Genomic DNA, 23,672 nt, shown 5'->3' on the forward strand with positions numbered 1-23,672 from the left:
TGTGCTCTGGCCAAATCCTGCCGGGACAGACTCATTCCGGCCAGCCCTCAACCCATCACGTCACAGCACATGTACGAACTTGAGCCCCCGGTCGCAGCAGCCAGGATTCCCTTGGTCGGTGTTCGAGTAACTCATGCGTAACCATGAACCTTTGCCGGGTCGGACCGGCGCCGGAACAGCCCACAGCGATCACTGGCCGGCGGCGGAGTAGCGGAGCAGTACATTTTCCGAATTCTTGAAGCGACGGGCCTCCAGCAACCTCAGCTCGGCAGGCATCGCGAAGATCGGCGTACCGCCGCCCAGGGCCACGGGGCCAACCATCAGGTGGAGCTCGTCGACGAGTCCCCGTCGGAGCAGTCCGTTCCACATGGTCCGGCTGCCGAACGTGAGGATGTCTCCGGAGCGGCGCTCTCGTTCCTGTCCCAACCAGCCCCCACATCGCCGCGGGGTACGACGGTGGTGGTCTCGTACCACGGATTGACCGCAGGCGGTGAGTAGCTGTCGGTCACAACGGCCTTCTCAACCCTGTTGTAGATCCGGCTCAGCTCCATGTTGTCCTCGCTCAATGCGCGGTTGTCCGGGTCAATAGGCGCGTCCGCGATACCCGGCCAGTAGGAGCTGAATCCCTCGTACGACGTCCGGCCGAGCAACACGGTGCCCGCACTGCGGATCCGCTCCAGGTTGTAGGCGTCAAACGCCTCATCCATGTTCAGGGCCATGACATTCCGGCCCGGACCCTCGTAGTAGCCGTCAAGAGACATGATGTTGCAAACGATGACAGGGCGCATGACGCGATCCTTCCATGCGAGCCAATGATTCGCCGCCGGGTTCGCTCAAAGGCCAAGACCTCAGCAAAGTGACCCTGCCATATATGGTCCCGGAATTCTAGCCCCTCGCGTCTGCATCAACTGACTCTTCCAGTAAGCTGGCGACGTGACGGCCGGACCCGAAGCGAGAGCACGACAACCCGGGCGCCCCGCAGATTAAACATTGTCGTTCCCGTTCACGGAATCCTTACCTGCCACACAACATGCGGGTTGAGCGCCGACAATCTCGAAACCGATGTCTGGAACGCCGTTACCCGTCGTTCAACTGACAAAACGGCGGTTATCGGCGTTCAAATGGGAAGCGTTCAAAGCCGATGACGGAAGGCGCGCCGACAAGAAAAGAAATAGGGCAACAAACGTCAGGTTGAGCTTAGTACGACACTCCTCCGTCTCTCTGAGCGGAAACGTCCGTCAGGAACCGGGGCCGTATGCCGTTGCTAGCCCTCTTTACCCGCCATGCACCGCCCTGCACCTGACCGGTGTCTCTGCGACGCCTCCTGCAAATCGCGGCTGAACGGCGGACTCAGATTCCGTGGGGAATGTTGAAGGGCGTGATGACTTCGATTTGGGAGGCGTGGCCCGCGTCGGCCTCCGGTAGGGCGCCGTGTGCGTGCATGATGATTCGACAGCAGCGCTGGATGTCCTGCTTGAGATCGTGATGGAGCAGGGCGGACATGGTGCCTGAGCGCAGCAGGGCGGTGTTGTCGGGGGCCAGGTCGTGGCCGATGAACACATGCGGTTTCCGTCCCGCCGCTTCGAATGCTTGAATGATGCCGGCGTTGCCGCCGCCGATAGAGTAGACGGCGCTGACGTCGGGGTGGGCGTCCAGGGCTTCGCCCATCAGCCTTAGCGTTGTCTGATCCAGTCCATCGCTGGCGGGCAGATACAGGACCGCCCGCCCGGGATCCACGGAACGCATGGCTGAACGGAAACCCATCTCCCTTTCCTCCTCCCCGCGGAAGAAGTCGTTGCTCACCGTGATGGCAACCGATCCCGGGCTCATCCCTAACCACTTGTGGATCAGGTAAGCCGCCGTGGCCCCCGCGGACCGGTTGTCAATGCCTACATAAGCCACCCTGCTGCTGGCGGGGAGGTCGGTGACCAGAGTGACGACGGGGATCCCGCCCTCGGCAAGCCGGCTCAAGGCAGCTCTAACCACCGGCACGTCCGGAGCCTTGAGGATGACGCCGTGGCTGCCCCGTTTGCCGATCCTGTCCAGCTCGGCCGCACATTCCTCCGCTTTCCACTGCTCGTGCAGGTGGAACCGGGCCCTGAACACTGCAGGCCGCAGCAGCGGCAGCACCGATTCCAGTGCGTCTTTCACCGAGGTGGTGAACCTGACGGGGGCGTCAGCAACGACGTCGATCATGAACCGCCGCCCCGTCAGCTCCAGTTGGAGCCGCTGGGCCTCCATATCCCTGATGGCCTGGCGTACCTGGCCGGCGGTGCTTTGCCGCACGCCCGGACGATTGTGAAGGACGCGGTCCACGGTCGCGTCACTGACCCCTGCCTGGCGGGCGATTTCCCTAACCGAGTACGGGTGCGCCATCGGAGTCCTTGCGATCGATCAATGATGTTTTCCTGAGGCCTTTCGGGGCTACCAAGACTCTTGCACCGGTTCCCGCATGCTGGCAAGAGATCCGAGCCTCCTACGTAATATGCCTGAGTCCGAATTTGGCCATGATGGATTCTTGAGGGATTTCAGCGTTGCGCTGGACTCATCGGATGAAAGAAGCTGGAAACCGCACCGGCGCCCATATGAACACTGTTTCAAGCCGCATCACTGTTTCAAGGAGGAAACGCCATGACCACGACCGCATCGTCACACGCACCCGGAACCCACGCTCCACAGTGGTTCGGCCATGACAGCTGCCGGCTCGAGGATTTCGTTGCCGTCGTCGGCGAAAAGACGAAGCTGGAGGACTACGCGTACGCTGACGCCGTCGAGCAGAACGTGCTCATTTACGGCAAGCGCCTGCACAGCTATCTGGAGTCTCCCGAAGAGCGCGCTGACGTTCAGGCTGAACTTATCCGTGCCCTGACTGCCGGGCCGGGCATCGTCGTTTTCAAGGGCGCCTTCGCCGACACCGCTGTCGTGGACCGCGCCACCTCGGCGTTCAACAGCATCATCGCCGAGCAGAAGGCTTCCGGCGCCGCCGCCGGGGACCACTTTGCCAAACCGGGCGCAAACGACCGCATCTGGGGCGCGCTGGACAAGCTGGCCGTGCGCGACCCGCAGGTGTTCGCCGAGTACTACTCCAACGACATTCTGGCCCTCATTTCCGAGGCCTGGCTCGGCCCTAACTACCAGGTCACCTCACAGGTCAATGTCGTGAACCCCGGAGGTGCGGCGCAGACCGCCCACCGCGACTACCACCTCGGCTTCATGTCCAGCGAGCAGGCCGCCCGGTATCCGGCCCACATCCACCTGCTCTCCCCTGCGCTGACGCTGCAGGGCGCCGTTGCTCATTGCGACATGCCGGTGGAGTCGGGGCCCACCCTCTACCTGCCGCACTCCCACAAGTACGACGCCGGTTATCTCGCCTTCCACCGTCCCGAGTTCACCCGCTACTTCGAGGAGAACTACGTGCAGCTGCCGCTTGAGAAAGGCGATGCTGCATTCTTCAATCCCGCCCTGTTCCACGGTGCCGGCCACAACAAGTCCGCCGATATCTGCCGCATGGCAAACCTGCTGCAGGTTTCCTCCGCATTCGGCCGGGCCATGGAATCGGTGAACCGCACGGCCATGTCCGCTGCCCTGTATCCGACGCTGCGGCAGCTCAAGGCGGACGGCACCAGCGACAGGTTCCTGCGCAACGTCATCGCCGCATCAGCCGAAGGCTACGGCTTCCCCACTAATCTTGACCGCGACCAGCCGGTGGGAGGCATCGCCCCTGAATCGCAGGCTGAGCTGGTCTGGCGGAGCCTCCAGGAAGACGCCGAACCTGATGCCCTTCTTCGTGATCTGGAGGCGGCCGCCCGGCGCCGCCTCACGGATGGCCTGTGAGACCGCAGGGATCGCCATGAAGAAGCTGAACGTCGCCCTGTGCGGGTCCGGCCGCATCGGCCGGGTGCACGCTGCGAACATCGCGGCCCATCCGGGGATCAACCTGACCTGGGTTGCCGATCCGATGACCGAGAGCGCGGAGGAAGTCGCCACGCAGTACGGGGCCCGCCCTACCGGCTCCACTGCCGATGTCTTCGCCGACGCGTCACTGGACGCCGTCGTAATCTGTTCGCCGACCCCAACACACGTCCAGCTGATTGAGGCGGCGTCCGCGAGAGGCATCGCTGTGCTGTGTGAAAAACCGATCGATCTCGACATCGAGCGGGTGCGAAGCTGCCGGGAGACCCTGGCCGCGGCCAGCATTCCGCTAATGATGGGCTTCAACCGGCGGTTTGATCCCGCCTTCGCAGCGATTCGTCAGCGCGTGGCCGCGGGAGAGATCGGGCGGCTCGAGCATCTGTCCATCGTCAGCAGGGACCCGGCGCCGGCCCCTGCGGCGTATATCGCGGCATCCGGAGGAATTTTCCGGGATATGACCATCCACGACCTGGACATGGCCCGGTTCTTCATTCGGGACATTGTGGAGGTCACCGCGCACGGCGCGAACGTCTTCAGCGACTACATCGCCGAGGCGGGAGACTTCGACTCCGCCGTCGTGACCCTCCGTGGCCGGAACGGGGAACTCGTCAGCATCACGAACTCCCGGCACAGCGCCTACGGGTATGACCAGAGGCTTGAAGCCTTTGGAAGCGGCGGGATGCTGCGGGCTGACAACATTTCGCCCACTACCGTGCGCAGCTTTGGAAGCCGCGCTGTGGAGGCGGCAGACCCGTACGAGCCGTTCTTCCTGGAGCGCTACGCTGCCGCGTACCGGCGCGAGCTCGACCATTTCGTCGAGGCCGTCAACACCGGCACCCCTTGTTCGCCAGGGTTCGACGACGGCATATCCGCGCTGATCCTGGCCGATACGGCAGCTGAATCGGCAGCAACAGGCAGGACCATCACCGTTGAAGGAGCATTGCAGACATGACAGCATCAGGGCTGCTCAAGGACACCGTCGTACTAATCAGCGGGGGCACCCAGGGCCTCGGCGCCGGGATTGCCCGGCAGGCCGCGGCCGAGGGAGCTGCGGGCATTGCCGTCACCGGACGCTCCGCGGAGGCCGGCGGGAAAATCGCCGAGGGCCTCACCGGACTCGGGGTGCCTGCGGTATTCCTGCAGGCAGACCTCGGGGACACGCAGCAGGCAAGCAGCACGGTCATCAGAGCCATCGACCGCTTCGGCCGCCTCGATGCGGTGGTCAATGCCGCGGGCCTGACAACCCGGGGCAGCATGACCGACACAACGCCTGAGCTGTTCGATGAACATATTGGGGTCAACCTCAAGGCGCCGTTCTTCATCATGTCCGAGGCCATCAAGCACTTCAAGGAACGTGAAGCTCCGGGGAACATCGTCAACATCATCACCATGTCCTCACACGGAGGCCAGCCCTACCTGGCGCCATACGTCGCGTCCAAGGCCGGGCTCGCCGGACTGACCCGGAATGCGGCCCACGCGCACCGGTGGGACAGGATCAGAATCAACGGCATCAACATCGGCTGGACGGCAACGGAGGGCGAAGACCTTATTCAGCGCCGGTTCCACGGCGCCGGCGACGACTGGCTCGAAGAAGCCAACGCCTCCGTCCCTATGGGCAAGCTCGGCCAGGTCGATGAGATCGCCGAGTTTGTCGTGTTCCTGCTCTCTGCCCGCAGCGGCATAGTGACCGGTTCCGTCATCGACTGGGACCAGAATGTGGTTGGCGGCGCGGATTGAGCTGGGCGTCGCAGAATCTCTTTGTTCCGAGGCGCTGTACGGGGGTAGGATACACACATGTCAACCATGTTGATGGATGAACTCATCCGCATTGCCAAAGAGTCCGGGGAGACGGCGGAAAAGTCCCGGCAGCAAATGCTTTACGCCTCCGATCGCCGGGCAGAAGCGGTGTATGCCCTGTGGGTTGAGGGCAAGTCTGTGCGTCAAATTGCAGAGGCAATAGGTGTGAGCTCCTCGGTGAGCCAGCGCCTGCTGGAGAAGGCCCGGAAAGACAGGCCGCACTTTTCCCGCCGGGAAGAGCGCGTCTCCTATGAGCTGCATCGCGCCGTAGCCGACAAAGTTGCTGAGGATCCACAGGCCGTACTCAGTAAGGCCAGGACCAACCTCCGGAAGCTGTCGACTCGAGTGCGCGATGCCTATGCCCGCGGCTGGGTTGCCGAATGGGAGAAGCTGATCACGGTCGGTGACGTCCAGAAGCTTTGTGAAGTCATGCTCAGTCCTGATGGGCGTGGCATTGATCTTCGGCAGATGACGCCGTTCGCCGGGGTTCTGTCTCAGGATGAGCGGATGGTCGCCATCCACAAGGCATCACGTGCGGCGTAGCGAACTTGAGCATGCAATCCGTGCGGCTACGGAAATCATCAAGCAGGACGCCGTATTCATCATTGGGAGCCAGTCCATCCTGGGCTCGTTTTCAGAGGATGAGCTTCCGGAAGAGGCGACGATGTCCGAGGAAGTGGACATTGCCCCCATGCACGATGATGATGCTGAGTCTCTTGCCACCGAGCTGGACGCTGTCATTGGAGAGCTGTCTCAATTTCACGAGACCCACGGCTTTTACGTTCAGGGCGTCGGCAAGGACACCGCGGTACTTCCCTCCGGCTGGACAGACCGTTTGGTGAAGTTGAGCAATGACAATACCAAAGGCAGAACCGGACTATGCCTTGAACCTCATGACCTTTGCGTGGCCAAACTCATCGCCGGCAGGCCGAAGGACCACTTGTTCGTCGGCGCAGTGCTCAAGCATGGGATGGTGAGCGCCGAGGTCATCTGTGACCGCCTGCAGACAGTGGAGAACGACAATTTGCGGCGAGACCGGGCCCTTTCATGGGTACAGAGCTCCTTCTTTAGCTAAGCGTTGCATGGTACCGCTGCACGGCATCTTCCCTAAGAGATGCGCGCTCGTCGGGGGGCTGTTAAGGCTCAGTCATCGAAAGGCAGGACCCCCTGGTTGAAGCTCCACGTGCCTGGCGAATAGCTGTTGGTGTAAACGCCGTCGACGATGCCCTCCTGGCCAAGGTTGCTCTCCTGTTCTCGGCTTAGAACAGTCTTGATTTTTAGGGACTTTGTAGCGTGCAGGACTTCGAATGCAACGTCGACTTCCAACTCGTCGGCATCACCGAAAAGCGCTGCATGCTCAGGCAACAGGTCTTGAACTCTCAGTCCCAGCGGTACAGCACGTGGTGCGCTCAAAACAACGCCGTCACTTGGTCTTTGGAATGTGAAACGTGTTTGTCCCATAGGGACGGCGCCCTCTTCCTGCGGAGGGGTCACGGCGATATCGAACGCTTCGCCCTTCACCGTAACCCGGCCCCTCATTCCATGAGCCGGCAGGGTTACGATGCTGCCTGAATTATGCTCCACGTAGAGACGCAACTGACCCGTGACCTCCATCCGCTGGTCCCGGCCGGTTGTTCCTGGCGGATAGTAGTTAGCGCGAAGGTTGACGTACAGGACTAGAGTTTGGGGCAGCCGGACGGTCGGTATCAGTATGCGCAGCAGCTCGTCACGCCTGGCAGTCCTCGTTCCGGTCCCTTCACGCATTGGCACTTCAAGGCTGGGATTCGCGTTCCCGGTCTTCACCAAGTACGGGGCTCGGTCGGAAGCGAAGGCAACTGCCACAACATGTTTGCCGCCGTCCCCCACCGGTACTGATATGTGCCGAACCATCTCAGGCGGAAGCTGGTCAAACTTGGGCGTCATTTGCCCCCACCAATCGAGGACGTCGGTCCCAGAAACGTCGTGAACATCGCGGGATTTTTCATGGATGCCAATGATGTAAATCACCGGGTCACCACCAGCCCGGTTGAGACTCCCGGCCAGTTGACGCGCCTTGCTCTCCTGCGGCCAATCTCGCTTGCACTCGATGAGATCATGTTCGACCAACTCGCCAGCTCGTATCCGATCAATGGCAGAAATGACTCGGGCTTCAAGGTCTATGGCACGCATGGAATCAACGCTACCCAAACGCGCCGACAACTTTGGCAATGTCCTTGACCGGGGAGCGTGGGGTGCCAGAGATTTGACTCCTCGTCAAGGAACAGCACTCCACGTGAGTCCGGAGGCTGTATCGGCAGGGTGGCCCAATCCGCCGCCCATGATGGCTGCGGCGGCATCAGAATGGTATGGGTATTCAGAATCACGGCCACGGACTGCGCGCTCCAGCGTTCTCCAACCCTCCCATTGGTGCCGCGGTCGTCGCCAGAAATATAAGGCCCCTTGACCACCTCGACTTCAAAAGTCAAGCTTTGTCAACAGTAAAAAGACAAAAAGGCCGCTGACCTGCGGAAACACTGTGCCCGAGGTGGGACTCGAACCGGACTCCGGGCTGCAAATCCGCCACTTCCCCCCAAACATACGCAATCCGAGCCGAACCGGCCGATGTACGACCCGATCCGCAGCCCAGAGTGTGCACAATGTGCACACCTTTCTTTTGCCCATTTCGCTGCCCCATTTCGCCACCTCGCGCCCGGGATGGGCTGGACTTCACCGATTACTTGATCCACCACCTATCCCCCACGTCGTCCTCTCGCACTCCGCAAGGGTCGCTTGTCCGCCACGACAACAAAATCCCAGAATGGCGACGCGCACAGGCAAACCAGGAAGAGCTGGCTAAGGCCAGAACGACGAAACGTCGATTATCAGCGTTTTAGAATGACCGGGGAGGGGCTGCCGAAGCGGCTGTTTCCTGCCGTCATTCGTGGCGTTTTTCCGGCCTCCGACAAGTCAGAATCTCTGTGCGCCTCTAACTATTACGGTGGGTCACGTGTTGCGGCCGCGCTCAAGGTGCAAGACGACCAGGACGGCGGCGGTGATTGCACCGACCCGCACGGGCAACAAGATCACCTTCTGCAAGACACGGCAGTTCTTCCACCAAGCGTTGCCCTGTTCAACGCAGGCGCGCACAATCCCAAGAGGCGCCGGCGAAGGCGACATTATCGAACTTTGAACTGCGCTTGGCCCTGCCATCATCCACACTGACTACAGATCCGCAGGAGATTGCTTCCGCCGATCCAGCCCGCCGGGTACAACGGCCGGCCACCGCCCCATCAGAGAATGCCGGGCAACCCCACACGAACCACCGCTTTCCGCCGCCCCGGGTGCGCCCGGCCCCGGAAGCCCATGCCGGCCGAGAGCCCCTGTACATCCCGAGAGAAAGTGAGCTCAGTCAAATGACGGATGTCCCGGCCTTGCTGCACGGTCATGATGGACAAGTCCCGTCCAGGGATGCCACGCATAAGGCCGGCGAGACGCTGGGCGCGAGAGATCTCGGGCGGGGAAAGATTCGATACAGGGAATAACGTGACATGTCACGCACTTGATAAGAGTTGGTATTGCTCAACATGCTGCTCCAAGCGGAGCTTCAGAAGTCACGGCTCGGATAGCCCGTCACTAGAAGAGTGATGCTCAAAACGAGGAGAAAACGAATGAAGGTCTTAGTTATCGGTGCCACCGGCACTATTGCAAGCCGTGTAGCTCAAGAGCTGCTTGAACAGGGGGATGATGTTCGCGGGACCGTTCGGGACGCCTCGCGGGTAACAGCCCTTCCGGTGGGAGTAAAACCAGCGATCGCTGATCTCGATGATGCCAGCGCGGTCAACAAGGCAATGGAGGGCATTGATCGTGTGGTGCTTATCGCCGCCAACTCACCTCGGCAGGCTGAGCAGGAAGGCAACGTGATCGAGGCTGCTCGTCGATCAGGCGTGGAACGTCTGGTGAAGCTATCGGTAGGTGGGGCTAGCCCTGATGCGGGGTTGGCTCTGGCTCGGGCACACTGGGCCGCTGAGAAGCAACTACAAGAGAGCGGGGTGCCTTTCACGATCGTCCGTCCGGGATTCTTCATGCAGAACTTGCTGCAGTACGCTTCGTGGATTGAAGCGGACGGCGCCTGGCGCCTCCCGATGGGAGAATCTCCGATTGCGATGGTTCACGCCAATGACGTGGCACAGGTAATCGCCTCAGTTGTTCGTTCTGAACCGCTTGCTGAGGATGTGACCGTTACAGGTGGCGCCTCTCTAACCATGGCTCAGGCCGCGACAGCCATCAGTCTGGCCAGCGGGAGGCAAATCCGTTACATAGACGGTGACCCGGATGCGTATTTCGCTCAGATGGTCGCTGCAGGCAATGACGAGCAGTACGCACGGGATATGACGATCCTGTATGACCAAGTCATTCGCGCGGGCTACGCGGGTGCTGTTTCCAGCGATGTGCAGAAATTCCTGCATCGGGATCCGCTCGACTTTGCACACTTCGCTGCGGAATCGGCCGCGATTTTCCGGGCAGAGGCCCTGATCCGCGGCTAGGAACCGCAAGGTGACAACGCCTGCGTGTGCCTTCGGCTTGAGAGGAACCTGCCTGATAAGCACCCAGTCAAGACTCCCGAGAGCAGGTTGGCCACCTCGATTGTCCTGCGGCGGCGTGTGGTCTTTCTGCTGCGACAGTCGGGGAGGCGTGAAGCCTCCCGCATTACCTCAAACGTCAAGGCGGATAGTACCGCGCTATTGCTTTCTGCCGGGAGTAGTAGCGCGGTGGTCTGGTTCCATGACGTCATCGGCGGGCTCGGACCGCGGCTCTCGTTTCGGCGTACAGGGTGCTTTCAGCGGCCACGAGCAGGCCGGTGACGACTGCCACGAGGACGAGTGCCGCCAGCGGTGCCAGCGGGGCGGCTACTGGAATGAACAGGAGCATCACGGCGCTGCCGCCAAGCCGCCCCTTCTTCCAACCGCCTCCTATACGCCGCCAGAATGCCGTGCTGCCGAGCAGGTAGAGGGCCGTGCCGCCGTACAGCGCGGATGCCCCGAGTGTGCCGAAACCCTCGGTCTCAGTGGTGTGGGCCAGGACCTCCTCCACACCGAAAGCTGAGAGCACGATGCCGGCGACGAGGGGCAGGTGCAGGTAGGTGTAAGCATCGACAGCCATTGTTGCTCGTGCGCTTCCGCGGAGTGCGGCGAACCGGTGTTCGGCGGCTATGGCTGTGACGTCGAAGTGGAGCCACCATAGGCAGATGGAGAGAGTGACGCCCGCGAAGGCTCCCAGGAGGATGGGCACGCTGACGGGTTCAGCCGAGGCACCCACGCCGATAGCGACGATGGATTCGCCAAGTGCCAGGATCACAACGAGGCCGTAGCGCTCGGTCCAGTGTGCTGTTGAGTGGACACGCCAGTCGCCGCGTGCGGAGGTGACGTAGGTGATGCCGGCATCAGTGGCGACCCCTGCCGCCCAGAACCACGTTTGTGCCGAGCCTCCAACCAGTGCCCCTGTGACAATCAGGGCGGAGCCTAACATCATGCCCGCTGTAGCCTTCAGGACTTGCCGCCGCAGTGGCACGTCATCACCTGCTGCATAGGCGTAAAGACTGAGGTGCAGGACGCGGACGACGACGTAGGCCACCGACAGAACGAGCGGTCCGTTCAGCCCACCCTCGAGATCAGTAAATGATTCGGGGATGGCAAGTGCGGCGATGAACATTGAGATCATGGCGGTGGCTAGTCCGAGTCGCATGAGGCCTTCGTCCGCGTGGGTCTGGTTAGCCAGCCAGGAGTAGCAAACCCAGGACCACCACAGCATCGAGAGGATGATCAGGCCTTGAAAGACACCGAAGAATGAGTGCTCGTGCGTCATGAACCCCGTTACCTGGGTAAACGCAAACACGAAGACCAGGTCGAAGAAGAGCTCAAACGTGGTGACGCGATGCGACTCGTCGGATACGCGTGCTGTGGGAAGTGTTCGGCGCTGGCTTCGCATCACACAAAGTCCTTTCACTGGACGCCCGGAGGAGGACCACATCAGCTGCCATTATGCGCCGGTCAGAAGCAGCGAGATCGCCTAACTGAAACACTCTTCAAAGGCCGACCAGCATATCGATGCCGTCGTGGGAAGAAGAACTCGAAGGCTACTGACCGACAACCGTTGCTGAGGATCTTTCCGCAAGCATTGCTGCGGACAACAGCTTCTCCCGGGCATCATAAAGCGCTTTTGGGGCGCCGCCGTCTTTCGGCGCCCCGACCAGGCGCGGGTAGGCCGGGTGTCAGCTTCACCCCTGCCGCGCCTTGTTCCTTGGGTTTTTCTTGTTGATCAGGAGCGTCCGGCCTCTACGGAGGACCACTTGGCTGCCTGGATTGGTCTTGAGAGCGCGGAGCGAATTGCGGACCTTCACCTGTGTTCCATTCTTTATGGATCTGCGTTGAAATTCCTTGCGTTTATTCAACTGGAGGTAGCGTGCCGCTATTCCCTACCGTCCCCACTTGCGCCAACCAGGCCAAACGCGCCTTCACATTCGTCTTTCATCGATAAGGACGCGTGGAGATTTGAACCGAAGTTCGCGGAACGTCTCCGGGCACGCGCAGGCGTTGCAATTTCTGGATTGCCAGCCAACCACGACGACATGGGTGTCCGCACTTGCGTTCGGGGCACGTCCTTGGCTGCAGGGTATTTGTTTTTACGTTCAAAAGGCTTCGGCAAGGAAGCGATGTACGAAAGTCACAGCCATCGCTCCCTCTCCTACCGCTGAGGCAACTCTCTTGACGGACTTGTGCCGCACGTCTCCGGCTGCGAATGATCCGGGGACACTCGTCTCCAGGTAAAACGGTGGGCGCTCTAGGGGCCAAACGCCGTCGAGGTCCTTGTTCTGCAGGTCCGGGCCCGTCACCAGGTAGCCCAGCTGGTCCCGGATAATCGGGGTTCCGGCCGCCCATTCGGTTTCCGGTTCTCCTCCAATGCAAATGAAGAGTCGGCTCGCGCTATGAATGTCTGGCACGCCGGATGCGTCCACGAGAGTGACCCCGGCCAGGATCCCATCTTGGGCGTGCAGGTGCGAGACTCGGGTGTTGAGCCTGACTTCGACGTTCGGCTGGGCCATAATGCGGTCTGAAAGATAGCTTGAGAGTGTGGCAGCAAGGGAATCACCCCGCACCACCATAATTACGCGCGTTGCGTAGGCCGCCAGATTCATGACTGCTTGGCCGGCTGAATTGCCTCCTCCCACCACGACGACCTCTGTGTCGATGCAGTTCCCTGCCTCACTGGTTCCGGCTCCGTAGTACACGCCTCGGCCGATGAGCTCCTCCTCGTGCACCAGGCCAAGGCGGCGCCATCGAACCCCAGTTGCGCAGACGTTCGACCGGGCCACCATGGTCGAACCGTCAGCCAGGGTCGCGTACATCAGGCCATCGCGGAAGTTCCCCTTGATCCCCTCTCTCATGATGAGGATCTCTGCCCCGAAGTTTAGGGCTTGCTGGCGGGCACGCTCGGCAAGCTGCGCGCCTGCGATTCCCTGTGGGAAGCCTAGGTAGTTCTCAATCAAACTGCTGGACCCGGCCTGCCCTCCCACGGCGTCACGTTCGAGAACGACAACCCGCAGCCCTTCGGAAGCCGCGTAGACAGCGGCCGATAGACCTGCCGGACCAGCACCATAGATCGAAAGGTCATATTCACGAAGCGTAGGCTGTGATAACCACCCCAGTGCTCCAGCCACTGCCGATACGATGGCGTTGGTGACGCGCCGACCGTCGGGGAACTCCACAATGGGCAGCAGTGCAGAGACGGAAAGGTCCGTGAAAGTAACGTCCTCCCAGGCGTAGCTGACTCCGCTTCGGGTAAGGAAGTCGCGGATGGCGAAAGCTTCAGGGCTTCCTGGGAGTCCCAGCACCCGCACAACCGCGGGGTTGTGTGCTTCGTTCATGCGCGAGGTCCTGACAGGATGCTCCTCCAGTTCTCCGGCACCCTGGCTCGAGGTCCCGGTACGCCTTGCGATTCAGGGTGGCTGGTAGGTGGCGCCAGCTGTGGCCCTGCGAGCATCTGTTGCTCCGGGTAGCTCCAAAACCACGTTTCTCCGGGTTCGAAGCTTTGGACGTAAGGGTGACCCGTCTGCCTGTAGTGTGCGGTGGCGTGCTTGTTTGGGGAGTCATCACAGCACCCAACGTGCCCGCACGCAGCGCAACGGCGTAAATGCACCCACCAACTACCAGAGGCATCGCACTCGACGCATCCTTCCCCACTTGGAGGGACGAATTCGTCGATCCCACTCTCAATTCCCATGATGTTTCCTCTTCGCTTCCGTGCCTGTGTGTTGGTGACCAGGAGGAGATAGCGCTGTCTGTCCGCCACCGGCTCAGGACTCAGCTGACGGTTGTTCCTGAGCGGCATCGATGAACACATACAAGGCCGTGATAACGCCGTCTTTGATCGTCAGGGCGTCGCGGCCTGTCACAACCGCTTGTTGGCCCTGAGGACCTAGGGTCCATGTGTACGTTGAAAGTTCCTGCGCAGTTTGGATTGCGCCGGTGATCTCCAGCTGCATGCCGGGAAGGGCAGCGTGCAGCGCGTCAATGGCTTGCTCGACTCCGGATTGTCCAAAGTATGTAGCGTTTGACTCCGCTACGACAGCGTCCGATGCATAAATTCCAGCTACCGCCGATGACCGTTCCTCGCTCGGCTGGGAGTTCCAGATTCTGAGATGTTCAGCGGCGATTGCATTGATGGATTCGGTCATTTTGTTCTCCTTTTAACAGCCATCAGGTACACCGTGGCGGGATGGAGACGGTGAAAAATGATGTGACTTCACGCACCGATGCCTCCTGTCCCCGCTCCGTCATCAGGCCAGTGCTGCTTTCAGTGACGCAACAGCGAGCAGGATGGCGTGTTTTGCGGCCTCGGTATCGTGAAGCGAGTTGAGCATGACGAAGTCATGGACTATGCCGCCAAAGCGGGCGTTGGTTGCTTTGACTCCAGCCTGACGCAGCCGGGCTGCGAAAACCTCGCCCTCGTCACGCAGGACGTCGGCTTCAGCTGTAATTATCAGTGTCTCGGGCAGGCCTGCCAGTTCCTCGAGGGGGGCCCGCAATGGAGAGGCCGTTGACTTGGTGCGCTCTCCGTCCTGGGTGTACTGGTCCCAGTACCACTTCATGGCATCGCGGGTCAGGAAGTAGCCTTCAGCGAACTCGGTGTACGAGCCGGTATCGAAGGAGGCATCTGTTACGGGGTAGAACAGGATTTGCTTCGCGAACTTCAGGTCGCCACGTTCCTTCGCCAGGAGCGATACCGCGATGGTCATGTTGCCACCGACGGAGTCGCCGGCGATTGCCAACCTGCTGGCGTCCAGGCCTTGTTCGCTGCCGTTCGCCGCAACCCACTGCGCGACTGCGTAGCTTTGTTCGATGGCAACCGGGTATCTGACTTCCGGTGACCGGTCGTACTCGGGGAACACCACGGCCGCGTTCGTTCCGATAGCGAGGTCGCGGACGAGCCGGTCGTGGGTATGGGCGTTGCCAAATACCCACCCTGCGCCATGGATGTACAGGATCACCGGCAAATTCCCGGTGCTGTTCAAGGGCTTGACGATGCGGGCCTTTATCGATCCCGTCGGCCCACCCTGGACCTCTATCCACTCCTCATCGACATCCGGCTTCGCGATGGGCGAATCCTGGACTCCATCCACAGCCTTCCGCCCCTCGGCCGGCGACAGCTCGTACAGGAAGGGAGGGTTGGACGTCGCTTCCACAAAGTCCTGCGCTGCAGCTTCCAGCGCATAAGCTTTCGGGTTTCCGGGCATGACGGCTCCTTGCTACGAAAAAGGGGTGAGAGATCTTTTTATCTCCCCCTCCACCTTTGCCGAACGCCTTGTGGCCGCGCATCCGTCAACTGACGTATCCGTGGCTGAAGCCCATCGACGTTCACGCCTCCTCCTTAGGGGTGATCGACAGGACGCGGGAGTGTCCCGGAGCGGATCAATTCCTCGTAAATCATCTCGAAAGTCTCCGCGAGCAGGTCCGTACGCTGATCATCAAGAACGCCGAGAAACATCCCTTTGACCAACGCGATGTGACCAGGAGAGGCCGCAGCCAAGGATGTTCTACCCAATTTGGTCAGCGAGACTGCGGTCGACCGCTTATCTGTCGCACTGGGCTGCAGATGGACAAGCCCACGCTCAGACATACGCCGTGCATGGTGACTGACCCGGCTACGCTCCCACCCAATCCTTGTTGCAAGACTTGATACAGAGAGTGTGGCGTCCTCCTCGCTGATGAGAGCAACAAGTATGTCGTAGTCAGCAAGCGAGAGGCCGTGGTCTGCCCGAAGTTGGCGGTTCATCTCATAACGAAGCCGAAGCTGAACCTTCATATAGGCGTACCACGCCCTGGTTTCCTTAGTGGATAGAAGGGCATAGGGAGACTCTTCCGCAACTTCATACTCGCCAGGCACCGTCATTGTCCTCTCCTAACCCTGGTCCCCACGATACGGCGACCAGACACGACACCGCCCCAACACAACCCAGAGCACCGCCAACTGGCTAAGGTCCTGCTCCTTGACTAACGATCACACCCCGCGTATAGATTTGAATGATATTTCACGCAAAGTACCGAAAGAAGGCCATGTCCAGACCTCTGTGGGGGGCTAACAGTAACAAAGCCGTTGAGGAGGTTGCACCCGACCGTCTCGTTGGTCGCGATGAGGAGCTGACCCGGTTGACAGCTCTTGTCGGCGGAACAACGAGTACAGGCCAGGCTCTGATCATCGAAGGTGATCCAGGCACCGGGAAATCCATGCTTTTGGCTCTTGCTGAGCGGCAGGCACGAGAGGCAGGTTTCCGGACCCTCCGCTGCACCGGCATGCAAGGCGCTGCTGCGATCGGATTCAACGGTCTGCACGAGATGCTGTATCCGATACTGCACTACATCGACGCCATTCCTCCCCGTCAACGAGAAGCACTGATGACAGCGCTGGCAATGCTGGAAGGCCCTCCCCCCGGCAAACTGCTGGTATGCGTAGCGGCGTTGAGCCTGCTCGAAGAGGCTGCTGCTGATAAACCGATCTTCATCGCCGTGGATGATTTGCACTGGGTAGACCACTCCAGCACTGACGTCATCACCTTTGTCAGTCTCCGCTTGGAGAACTCCGCAATCGCCTTGCTCGCAACGACCCGACCGCCATGGGATGGGGCAGCAGTCAATGACATGCGTTTGGAACGACTCCTGCTTGGGCCCCTCAATTCCCAATCATCCGAGGAGCTCATCACCGTTGTTGGTGCCGGCCTCTCCCCCAGCGAACGGGCACGGGTACTGCGGGAAGCGGAAGGCAACCCTCTTGCGCTTTGCGAACTGTCCATAGCGCTCCGTCGTGACGGATCAGCGGACACGGCACTGCACGCGACACTTCCTACAACAAAACGGCTGGAGCATACCTTCCTCAGCCATAAGCGCACCTTGCCGGAACGAAGCCAGAAAATGCTGCTTCTGGCCGCGGTCGCGGATGATGCGAACCTTTCGGATTTACTCGACGCGGCACACACGTTCGATCTCACCTTTGCAGACTTCGGACCGCTTGAACGTGCCGGTCTGATCCAGATAGCAGAGGGCAGCCTGACGTTTCGCCATCCCGTGCTCCGGTCAGCTATCCATGGTGCTGCGACAAGTGATGACATCCGCCGAGCCCACGCGGCTCTGGCACTATCAATTTCCGACCCTGACCGTGCCGCGTGGCATCGGGCGGCGGCAACATTCGGACAGGACGAAGCCATAGCTGCCGAGTTGGACAACGTGGCCAGACGGGCCGAGAGCCGTGGAGCCCTCGTTGAAGCCGCAGTGACCTTCCGCAAATCTGCAATGCTCTCCACCAACCCAGCCAGGAAAGCCTCACGGTTAGCTTCAGCAGCCTCGACAGCACGGTCAGCAGGAAAAACGAGCGAAGCACTCGAAAGCCTGGAACACGCTGACCTGATCGCTGAGGATGCCGATACCGTCTCCCGCCTGGCAATCACTCGGAGCATCCTGAGCCTCACCGCGGGAGTTCGCGGACTGACACGAAGTGACCTGGACCTCATCCTGGGGAAACTTGCCGGCCCTGAAAACGTCGAACACCGAACCATTGTCTTGTGGTGTGCTGCCCTGTCCGCTCGGGGCCGGAATTCTCCAAAAGAGGACCGGCACTGGCTGCAGGACGAACTCTGCTCCACAAAAACACCCAATCCGCTAAAGACAGTGGCCCTGGCAGTCCTGGAACCACTCGGCGGCTTCCCCGAGCTTCGAACCGAACTGCCCCAGCTCGTGACCCAGCTCGTTGACCAGCCCCTCGGACTGGTATCTCTTGCGATAGCGGCAGAATCCCTTCAGGACACCGAAACCGCCCTCACCGCATGGAGTCTCGCATACGAGCGCTTCGCGGGCCGAGGGGCCGCCGCTGACGAGGTGCAGGCGCTGCGAGGGCGAGCCGGCGTCCGTCTCCTGTGGGGCCAGGTCCGGGAAGGCTTGGCCGATGCAGAGTACGCCATGCGGATGGCCCGGGATACCTCCCAACCAATGCTGGAAAGCACCGCCGCAGCCACGGTCGCACGCGCCAACGCCCTCCTCGGAGACTTCTCCAAGGCACAAGCCGCCCTCGCTCATAGTCGCGAACTGATGAAGACTTCACCGCTTGCTATGACCAGTGCAGACACGCGGTGGGCAGCTGGTCTCATCGCACTTGGGCAGCAACGTTTTCGTGACGCCCTCATCGAATTCACCCACATGAGTGTCCATCCAACACGTGCCCTGTGGGCGACCGCGGATCGTGCTGAGGCGGCAGTGCGTGCGGGCCGGCCCGAGAGCGTACTGGAGAATGTAGCGCAGGCTGACACCATCGCCAAGGTGTATCGCTCGCCACTTCTAGCTTCACTCGTGGAACGAAGCAGAGCTCTCCTCGCCGAACCCTCCACCGCGGCCGGGCACTTCGAACGGGCCATCCAGCACGGGGAGGTCAGTGAGTCAGTGCTCGAGCTTGCGCGTACCCAGCTCCTCTACGGTGAATGGTTGCGCCGGGACCGGCAACCGGCAGAGGCGCGGATCCATCTGTCAGCAGCGCTTCAGGCCTTCAACGCCGCAGGCGCCGCCCAGTTCGCGGATCGGGCTGCCAAGGAACTGAGGGCGGCCGGAGAAGTGCCGCGGACCCTGCCCGCGGCCGCACCCTCAGAACTGGATATGCTCACACCCCAGGAACTGCAAATCGCCACACTCGCCAGCCGGGGTCTGTCCAACAAGGAGATCGCAGATGAGATCTACTTGTCACATCGGACGGTAAGCACGCATCTATACCGGGTTTTCCCCAAACTCGGTATCACCAGTCGATTTCAGCTACGGGAAGCCTTCGAGCGCATCGGGCCGGCCGAAGGTTCAGTGCCGTCACCGAACGACGCCGCTCGTCATTCCCACCAAGAAAGCTGAGGCCGGCTCCCCGAGGGCTGGCGCTATCAACGGCACCTGCCCGCCCATGGTGTCCCCATGAACGCCAGGCAGGTGACATCAGCCGTCCTAACGCACTCGAGGACGCGAAGCCATCGGCCGCCAGTGGGATCTACCCGAGGAACTCGTCACTGAAGCAGCACGGTCAGGCAGCCGCTTCACCAAGCCCGGCCTTCCTCTCAAACACGGACTGACACAGCTGCGCCGTTCCAAAGTGCACACGGGCTTGAGCACCCCGCAGAAGCGCTGCGAGCATGGTGGTTTCATGGTGCCCCTGTCCTTGCTAGGCTCCCTCCATGAGCGCCAATGATCCATTGATCCAAGCAGGGAAGGACCTGATTACCCGCCGCCTCCACCCAGCCATCATCAACCACAGCATCAGGGTCTTCGGGTTCGCGCAGGCCATCGCTGAGCATGAAGGGTGCGCCGTGGACTTGCAGGCACTGCAGGTAGCTGCGCTTTTCCATGACGCAGGGACTGCCAAGGAATACGACGGGCCCCACCGGTTCGAGATCGAAGGCGCGGATGCAGCCGCAGGCTTTCTCGATGAACATGGGTGGGACGCTTCCCGCGTCGATGCAGTGTGGGAAGCAATCGCCCTGCACACCTCGCCACAGATCGCCGAACGCCGAGGCCCCTTAACTCGTTACCTCCGGCTCGGCGTCCGCGTTGATTTCGGTGATGAAACGCTGCTGCCGCACACAGCCCGTTACCGCTCCACGGCCGAAGCACTGCACCCCCGACTCATGATCGAGCAGGAACTTGGGAATGCCGTGGTCAAACAGGCAGCACGAAACCCCGCCAAAGCACCGCCCGCCTCATGGCCCGGAGCGCTGCTACAGGCTCACTTGGCCGACCCGAACCAGTCCGGCGTCAACCCTGCCTTCTGAGGACCTGTTGCGACCGCGGACACTGCGCGCCGCAACGTCCGCGGCCTGCGCCCGGACCTGGTCTGGTACGCCCTCCGAAGCCCAAAGCCGGCCAGTTGCTGCCGCAACTCCCCCGTTGGCCCGTCAGCTCGGCCTACTTGGTATCCGGTGCATATTAGATTTCAGATTATTCGTGCTTTTGAAGAGCGCCGTCACGGAGTTCGCCCAGCTGGGGCTACACGCCAACCTGACGTCTGGCAGGTGTTCAGGGAGAGTCAGGATGGGATTCGATTCTTCATATCTGACAGGGGGCTTGGGAACTCTAAGATCCAAGACACCTTCAGACTCCGCCGGAACGCGTGCATGATTGCGGATACTGGCATTCAGCACTGCCAGCACCACGTCCGGGATCTTGCTGCAGCGACTGTTACCGCAGAACCATGTGCTGTGAGACCGATGCAGCCGCGGTCGGAAATCAATGCAGCGGCAACCCCAACTGCAAGATCGAAGCCCTCGTTTGTATTGAAATCGTGCCGGTCATCACGCAGCCCAGTCCGGCACTGATGTCGCGGCGCCGCGCGTGGCGCCGCAAAACCAGCTCAGCCCGCTGAAGTAGGAGCGCAGACGCGGAACTGTGTTCCTCCGCAGCGAACTGCTCCAACCGCCGGTCGAGGTCTTCGGGTACCCGCAGATCAATCGCCATACCGAATGGTTCGACCTGGTACTACCCGGCGGACTAGCCGGCCCAAGGCGCGAAGCTATGCAACAACGAATCGGGCGCACGTTCCCACTACGCCCGCCACCGCAAAAAAGCGACGTAAGTGTGGACACTGTCAACACTCAATGTGGCAGGACAAACAGGGCATCAGCTGCTCCCAAGAGAACCTCCAGAAAACGCTCCAGACCGCAACGCGCGCGGTGTCATGTAGTTGCTGCGGCCCTGAACCATGAACTGGTGTTGGTCACCCAGGACCAACCGCGACAGAACCGAAACGAGGAACCGCAAAACTCAGCCGACAGCAGGCGGAGGGCCCACTCGCCAGGGCTCTGAGCCCGCCACCCACATAACCGAATAGGCCACCGCCTCAGCCAGGCCACAGCCCGCGCACCAGCGTCAGAGGGACGCCACCACAAGCTTTATACACACGTTAAAGCAAAAACCCCTCTGACGAGGGGATCTGCTGTGCCCGAGGTGGGACTCGAACCCACACACCTTTCGATACCGCATTTTGAGTGCGGCGCGTCTGCCAATTCCGCCACTCGGGCGCGGAATACATGGAGCCACCACGGTACGCCCACAGCTGATTGTGAGCAACGCGATCGCTTCACGTACGCGGAATTACTCTACATCCAGATAGGCTGAATTCCAGAATCGCGCCGCCGACGCCGCAATCGACCATGCAGATCATGTACAGCCGCGGGCGCACCTAAGATAGTGATGTTCCCGCCGTACCTTTCCAAGGAGATCCCGTGACTGAACCGACGGAGCCCAAACCCTCATCCCAGCCGGCGCGCCGCGTCATTGTGGCGGAGGACGAAACCCTCATCCGCCTCGACATCATCGAGATCCTGCGCGGCGAAGGCTATGACGTTGTGGGCGAGGCAGACAACGGCGAGAAGGCCGTCCAGCTCGCGGAAGAACTCAAGCCGGACCTCGTCCTGATGGACGTCAAGATGCCCGTCATGGACGGCATTTCCGCCGCCGAGAAGATCGTAAAGGCCCGCATCGCCCCCGTGGTCCTGCTGACCGCGTTCAGCCAGAAGGAACTCGTCGAGCGTGCACGCGATGCGGGCGCCATGGCCTATGTGGTCAAGCCCTTCACCCCGGCCGACCTCATCCCTGCCCTGGAGATTGCGCTCTCCCGCCACGAGGAAATCAAGGCCCTCGAAGGCGAGGTGTCTGATCTGCAGGAGCAGTTCGCCACCCGCAAGCTGGTGGAGCGCGCCAAGAGCCTCCTGACCACCAAGATGGGCCTCACCGAGCCTGAGGCGTTCCGCTGGATCCAGAAGACCTCCATGGACCGCCGCCTGAGCATGCGCGAGGTAGCCGAGACCATCATCAACCAGGTCAACTGACGCGGCAGTAGCCAAACAAAGACAACAAAAGCAAAAGGGAGGGTCCCCGCCAGTTCAAAACTGGCGGGGACCCTCCTTTGTCAGCTGATTAAGGCTTCTTCTTGCGTTCCGGCCACGGGCCGAGCTTTTCCTTGTTCCCGGCAGGCTCGCCCGGTCCGGAAGTGTCGGCGAGGTCGCCCACCTTGTGCACCTTGAGCGAGTTCGTGGAACCGGCCTTCCCGGGAGGGGAACCGGCGGCAATGACCACCAGGTCGCCGTCCTCGACGAGTTCCATCTCCAGCAGGCTGCGGTCAACCTGGGCTGTCATCTCATCGGTGTGGCCCACCATGGGGACCAGCACCGGCTGGATGCCCCAGGTCAGCGCCAGCTGGTTCCAGACGTGCTCCACCGGGGTGAAAGCGAACACCGGCTTGATGGGACGCAGGCGGGACAGCCGGCGTGCGGAGTCGCCGGACTGGGTGAAGGTACAGATGTACTTCGCTTCCAGCTGGTCGGCGATTTCGACGGCGGCACGGGTGATGGCGCCGCCACGGGTCTTGGGCTTGGTGCCCAGCGGCGGGACGCGCTCAAGTCCGTGGACCTCGGTGGACTCGATGATCCGGGCCATGACCTTGACGGTTTCGATCGGGTACTTGCCCACGCTGGTCTCACCGGACAGCATGACGGCGTCAGCACCATCCAGCACTGCATTGGCGCAGTCCGAGGCCTCGGCACGCGTGGGGCGCGGGTTGTCGATCATGGATTCCAGGACCTGAGTGGCCACGATGACCGGCTTGGCCCAGCGTCGGGCCAGTTCAATGGCACGCTTCTGGACGATCGGCACTTCCTCCAGGGGAAGCTCCACGCCGAGGTCGCCACGGGCCACCATGATGGCGTCGAAGGCGTCGATGATCTCGTGCAGCTGGTCCACGGCCTGCGGCTTTTCGATCTTGGCGATCACCGGCACGCGGCGGCCTTCCTCGTCCATGATCTCGTGCACGCGGACGATGTCGGAGGCGTCGCGGACGAACGAAAGCGCTACGAGGTCAACACCGCGGCGCATGGCCCAGCGGAGGTCATCCTCGTCCTTTTCGCTCAGCGCCGGGACGTTGACTGCCACGCCGGGAAGGTTGATGCCCTTGTTGTTGGACACCATTCCGCCCACTGTCACGACGGTCACGACCTTGACGTCGTCAACCTCGACGGCGCGCAGGGCTACCTTGCCGTCGTCGATCAGCAGGGCATCCCCCACGTTGACGTCCTCGGTGAGGCTCTTCAGCGTGGTGGAGCAGATCTCCTGGGTGCCCGGGACGTCTTCGGTGGTGATGGTGAACGTGTCACCCACGGCGAGGGCGTGGGGGCCGTCGACAAAGCGGCCCAGGCGGATCTTGGGGCCCTGGAGGTCAGCCATGATCGCCACGGGCTTGTTCAGCGAGGCCGAAGCCTTGCGGACGTTCTCATAGGTGTTGTCGTGCACGGAATAATCGCCGTGGCTCATGTTCATCCGGGCAACGTCCACACCGGCTTCCAGCACCGCGAGGGTGTTTTCAAAGCTGGCAATTGCCGGTCCAAATGTGGCCACAATCTTAGCGCGTCTCATATACCTACC

General features: G+C 61.3%; 22 protein-coding genes and 1 tRNA gene. 9 read left to right on the forward strand and 14 right to left on the reverse strand.

Going from position 1 to position 23,672, the window contains the following annotated elements; all coding sequences use genetic code 11:
• Positions 1-189: 189 nt before the first annotated feature.
• From QFZ40_RS11405 to QFZ40_RS11415, 3 genes are all read right to left on the reverse strand, one after another.
• Positions 190-369, reverse strand: coding sequence for a dihydrofolate reductase family protein (locus tag QFZ40_RS11405; RefSeq protein ID WP_306904481.1), 180 nt, complete (start codon positions 367-369; stop codon positions 190-192).
• Complete coding sequence (locus tag QFZ40_RS11410; RefSeq protein ID WP_306904482.1) at positions 321-788, reverse strand: dihydrofolate reductase family protein; 468 nt, start codon at positions 786-788, stop codon at positions 321-323. Before QFZ40_RS11410 ends, QFZ40_RS11405 begins: the two co-directional genes overlap by 49 nt.
• A 562-nt stretch (positions 789-1,350) precedes the next feature.
• The gene (locus QFZ40_RS11415; RefSeq protein WP_306904483.1) at positions 1,351-2,376 is read right to left on the reverse strand and encodes a LacI family DNA-binding transcriptional regulator; all 1,026 of its coding nucleotides are present in this window, start codon (positions 2,374-2,376) and stop codon (positions 1,351-1,353) included.
• 255 nt (positions 2,377-2,631) lie between these two features.
• Here QFZ40_RS11415 and QFZ40_RS11420 point away from each other — a divergent pair, with 255 nt between their 5' ends.
• Genes QFZ40_RS11420 through QFZ40_RS11440 form a run of 5 tightly spaced genes read left to right on the forward strand, consistent with a single transcriptional unit; the run spans position 2,632 to position 6,784 of the window.
• Positions 2,632-3,834 carry a phytanoyl-CoA dioxygenase family protein gene (locus QFZ40_RS11420; protein ID WP_306904484.1) on the forward strand — a complete coding sequence of 401 codons (1,203 nt, stop codon included), beginning with the start codon at positions 2,632-2,634 and terminating at the stop codon, positions 3,832-3,834.
• 16 nt (positions 3,835-3,850) lie between these two features.
• A complete protein-coding gene (gene iolG / locus QFZ40_RS11425; RefSeq protein WP_306904485.1) occupies positions 3,851-4,864 on the forward strand; it encodes an inositol 2-dehydrogenase in 1,014 nt (337 codons plus the stop codon).
• A complete protein-coding gene (locus QFZ40_RS11430; protein ID WP_306904486.1) occupies positions 4,861-5,649 on the forward strand; it encodes an SDR family oxidoreductase in 789 nt (262 codons plus the stop codon). The genes iolG and QFZ40_RS11430 overlap by 4 nt, the downstream gene beginning before the upstream one ends.
• A gap of 57 nt (positions 5,650-5,706) precedes the next feature.
• Positions 5,707-6,252 carry a hypothetical protein gene (locus QFZ40_RS11435; RefSeq protein ID WP_306904487.1) on the forward strand — a complete coding sequence of 182 codons (546 nt, stop codon included), beginning with the start codon at positions 5,707-5,709 and terminating at the stop codon, positions 6,250-6,252.
• On the forward strand, positions 6,242-6,784 hold the full coding sequence (locus QFZ40_RS11440) for a DUF6036 family nucleotidyltransferase (protein WP_306904488.1): 543 nt from the start codon (positions 6,242-6,244) through the stop codon (positions 6,782-6,784). The genes QFZ40_RS11435 and QFZ40_RS11440 overlap by 11 nt, the downstream gene beginning before the upstream one ends.
• A 68-nt stretch (positions 6,785-6,852) precedes the next feature.
• On the opposite strand, the gene QFZ40_RS11445 is transcribed toward QFZ40_RS11440, so the two are convergent.
• Positions 6,853-7,878, reverse strand: a complete 1,026-nt coding sequence (locus QFZ40_RS11445; protein WP_306904489.1) for a hypothetical protein — start codon at positions 7,876-7,878, stop codon at positions 6,853-6,855.
• Positions 7,879-9,356: 1,478 nt separating this feature from the next.
• Here QFZ40_RS11445 and QFZ40_RS11450 point away from each other — a divergent pair.
• Entirely contained in the window at positions 9,357-10,232 is an 876-nt protein-coding gene (locus QFZ40_RS11450; protein WP_306904490.1) for an NAD(P)H-binding protein, read from the forward strand.
• Between the two features lie 244 nt (positions 10,233-10,476).
• On the opposite strand, the gene QFZ40_RS11455 is transcribed toward QFZ40_RS11450, so the two are convergent.
• From QFZ40_RS11455 to QFZ40_RS11485, 7 genes are all read right to left on the reverse strand, one after another.
• A complete protein-coding gene (locus QFZ40_RS11455; protein WP_306904491.1) occupies positions 10,477-11,673 on the reverse strand; it encodes a low temperature requirement protein A in 1,197 nt (398 codons plus the stop codon).
• Between the two features lie 289 nt (positions 11,674-11,962).
• Positions 11,963-12,085 (reverse strand): ribosomal protein bL36, encoded by a 123-nt coding sequence (locus QFZ40_RS11460; protein WP_306904492.1) that lies wholly within the window; start codon positions 12,083-12,085, stop codon positions 11,963-11,965.
• Positions 12,086-12,373: 288 nt separating this feature from the next.
• Complete coding sequence (locus QFZ40_RS11465; RefSeq protein ID WP_306904493.1) at positions 12,374-13,609, reverse strand: NAD(P)/FAD-dependent oxidoreductase; 1,236 nt, start codon at positions 13,607-13,609, stop codon at positions 12,374-12,376.
• Positions 13,606-13,965: a UBP-type zinc finger domain-containing protein gene (locus tag QFZ40_RS11470; protein WP_306904494.1), complete on the reverse strand. Its 360-nt coding sequence runs from the start codon at positions 13,963-13,965 to the stop codon at positions 13,606-13,608. Before QFZ40_RS11470 ends, QFZ40_RS11465 begins: the two co-directional genes overlap by 4 nt.
• Before the next feature lie 73 nt (positions 13,966-14,038).
• Positions 14,039-14,419, reverse strand: a complete 381-nt coding sequence (locus QFZ40_RS11475; RefSeq protein ID WP_306904495.1) for a nuclear transport factor 2 family protein — start codon at positions 14,417-14,419, stop codon at positions 14,039-14,041.
• A gap of 102 nt (positions 14,420-14,521) precedes the next feature.
• On the reverse strand, positions 14,522-15,478 hold the full coding sequence (locus QFZ40_RS11480) for an alpha/beta hydrolase (protein ID WP_306904496.1): 957 nt from the start codon (positions 15,476-15,478) through the stop codon (positions 14,522-14,524).
• Between the two features lie 134 nt (positions 15,479-15,612).
• The gene (locus tag QFZ40_RS11485; protein ID WP_306904497.1) at positions 15,613-16,134 is read right to left on the reverse strand and encodes a MarR family winged helix-turn-helix transcriptional regulator; all 522 of its coding nucleotides are present in this window, start codon (positions 16,132-16,134) and stop codon (positions 15,613-15,615) included.
• A 164-nt stretch (positions 16,135-16,298) separates the two neighbouring features.
• Here QFZ40_RS11485 and QFZ40_RS11490 point away from each other — a divergent pair, with 164 nt between their 5' ends.
• Together QFZ40_RS11490 and QFZ40_RS11495 are read left to right on the forward strand one after the other, a co-directional pair.
• Entirely contained in the window at positions 16,299-19,121 is a 2,823-nt protein-coding gene (locus QFZ40_RS11490) for a helix-turn-helix transcriptional regulator (RefSeq protein ID WP_306904498.1), read from the forward strand.
• 314 nt (positions 19,122-19,435) lie between these two features.
• Positions 19,436-20,029, forward strand: a complete 594-nt coding sequence (locus QFZ40_RS11495) for an HD domain-containing protein (protein ID WP_306904499.1) — start codon at positions 19,436-19,438, stop codon at positions 20,027-20,029.
• 454 nt (positions 20,030-20,483) lie between these two features.
• Here the strand turns inward: QFZ40_RS11495 and QFZ40_RS11500 are convergent, their stop codons facing one another.
• Positions 20,484-20,711, reverse strand: a complete 228-nt coding sequence (locus QFZ40_RS11500) for a hypothetical protein (RefSeq protein WP_306904500.1) — start codon at positions 20,709-20,711, stop codon at positions 20,484-20,486.
• A gap of 481 nt (positions 20,712-21,192) precedes the next feature.
• Positions 21,193-21,274, reverse strand: a tRNA-Leu gene (locus QFZ40_RS11505).
• 204 nt (positions 21,275-21,478) lie between these two features.
• Here QFZ40_RS11505 and QFZ40_RS11510 point away from each other — a divergent pair.
• Complete coding sequence (locus QFZ40_RS11510) at positions 21,479-22,084, forward strand: ANTAR domain-containing response regulator (protein ID WP_306904501.1); 606 nt, start codon at positions 21,479-21,481, stop codon at positions 22,082-22,084.
• Positions 22,085-22,172: 88 nt separating this feature from the next.
• On the opposite strand, the gene pyk is transcribed toward QFZ40_RS11510, so the two are convergent.
• Complete coding sequence (pyk, locus tag QFZ40_RS11515; RefSeq protein ID WP_306904502.1) at positions 22,173-23,663, reverse strand: pyruvate kinase; 1,491 nt, start codon at positions 23,661-23,663, stop codon at positions 22,173-22,175.
• Positions 23,664-23,672: the final 9 nt, after the last annotated feature.

The sequence above is a fragment of the Arthrobacter pascens genome, assembly GCF_030816475.1.
Taxonomy (GTDB): domain Bacteria; phylum Actinomycetota; class Actinomycetes; order Actinomycetales; family Micrococcaceae; genus Arthrobacter; species Arthrobacter pascens_B.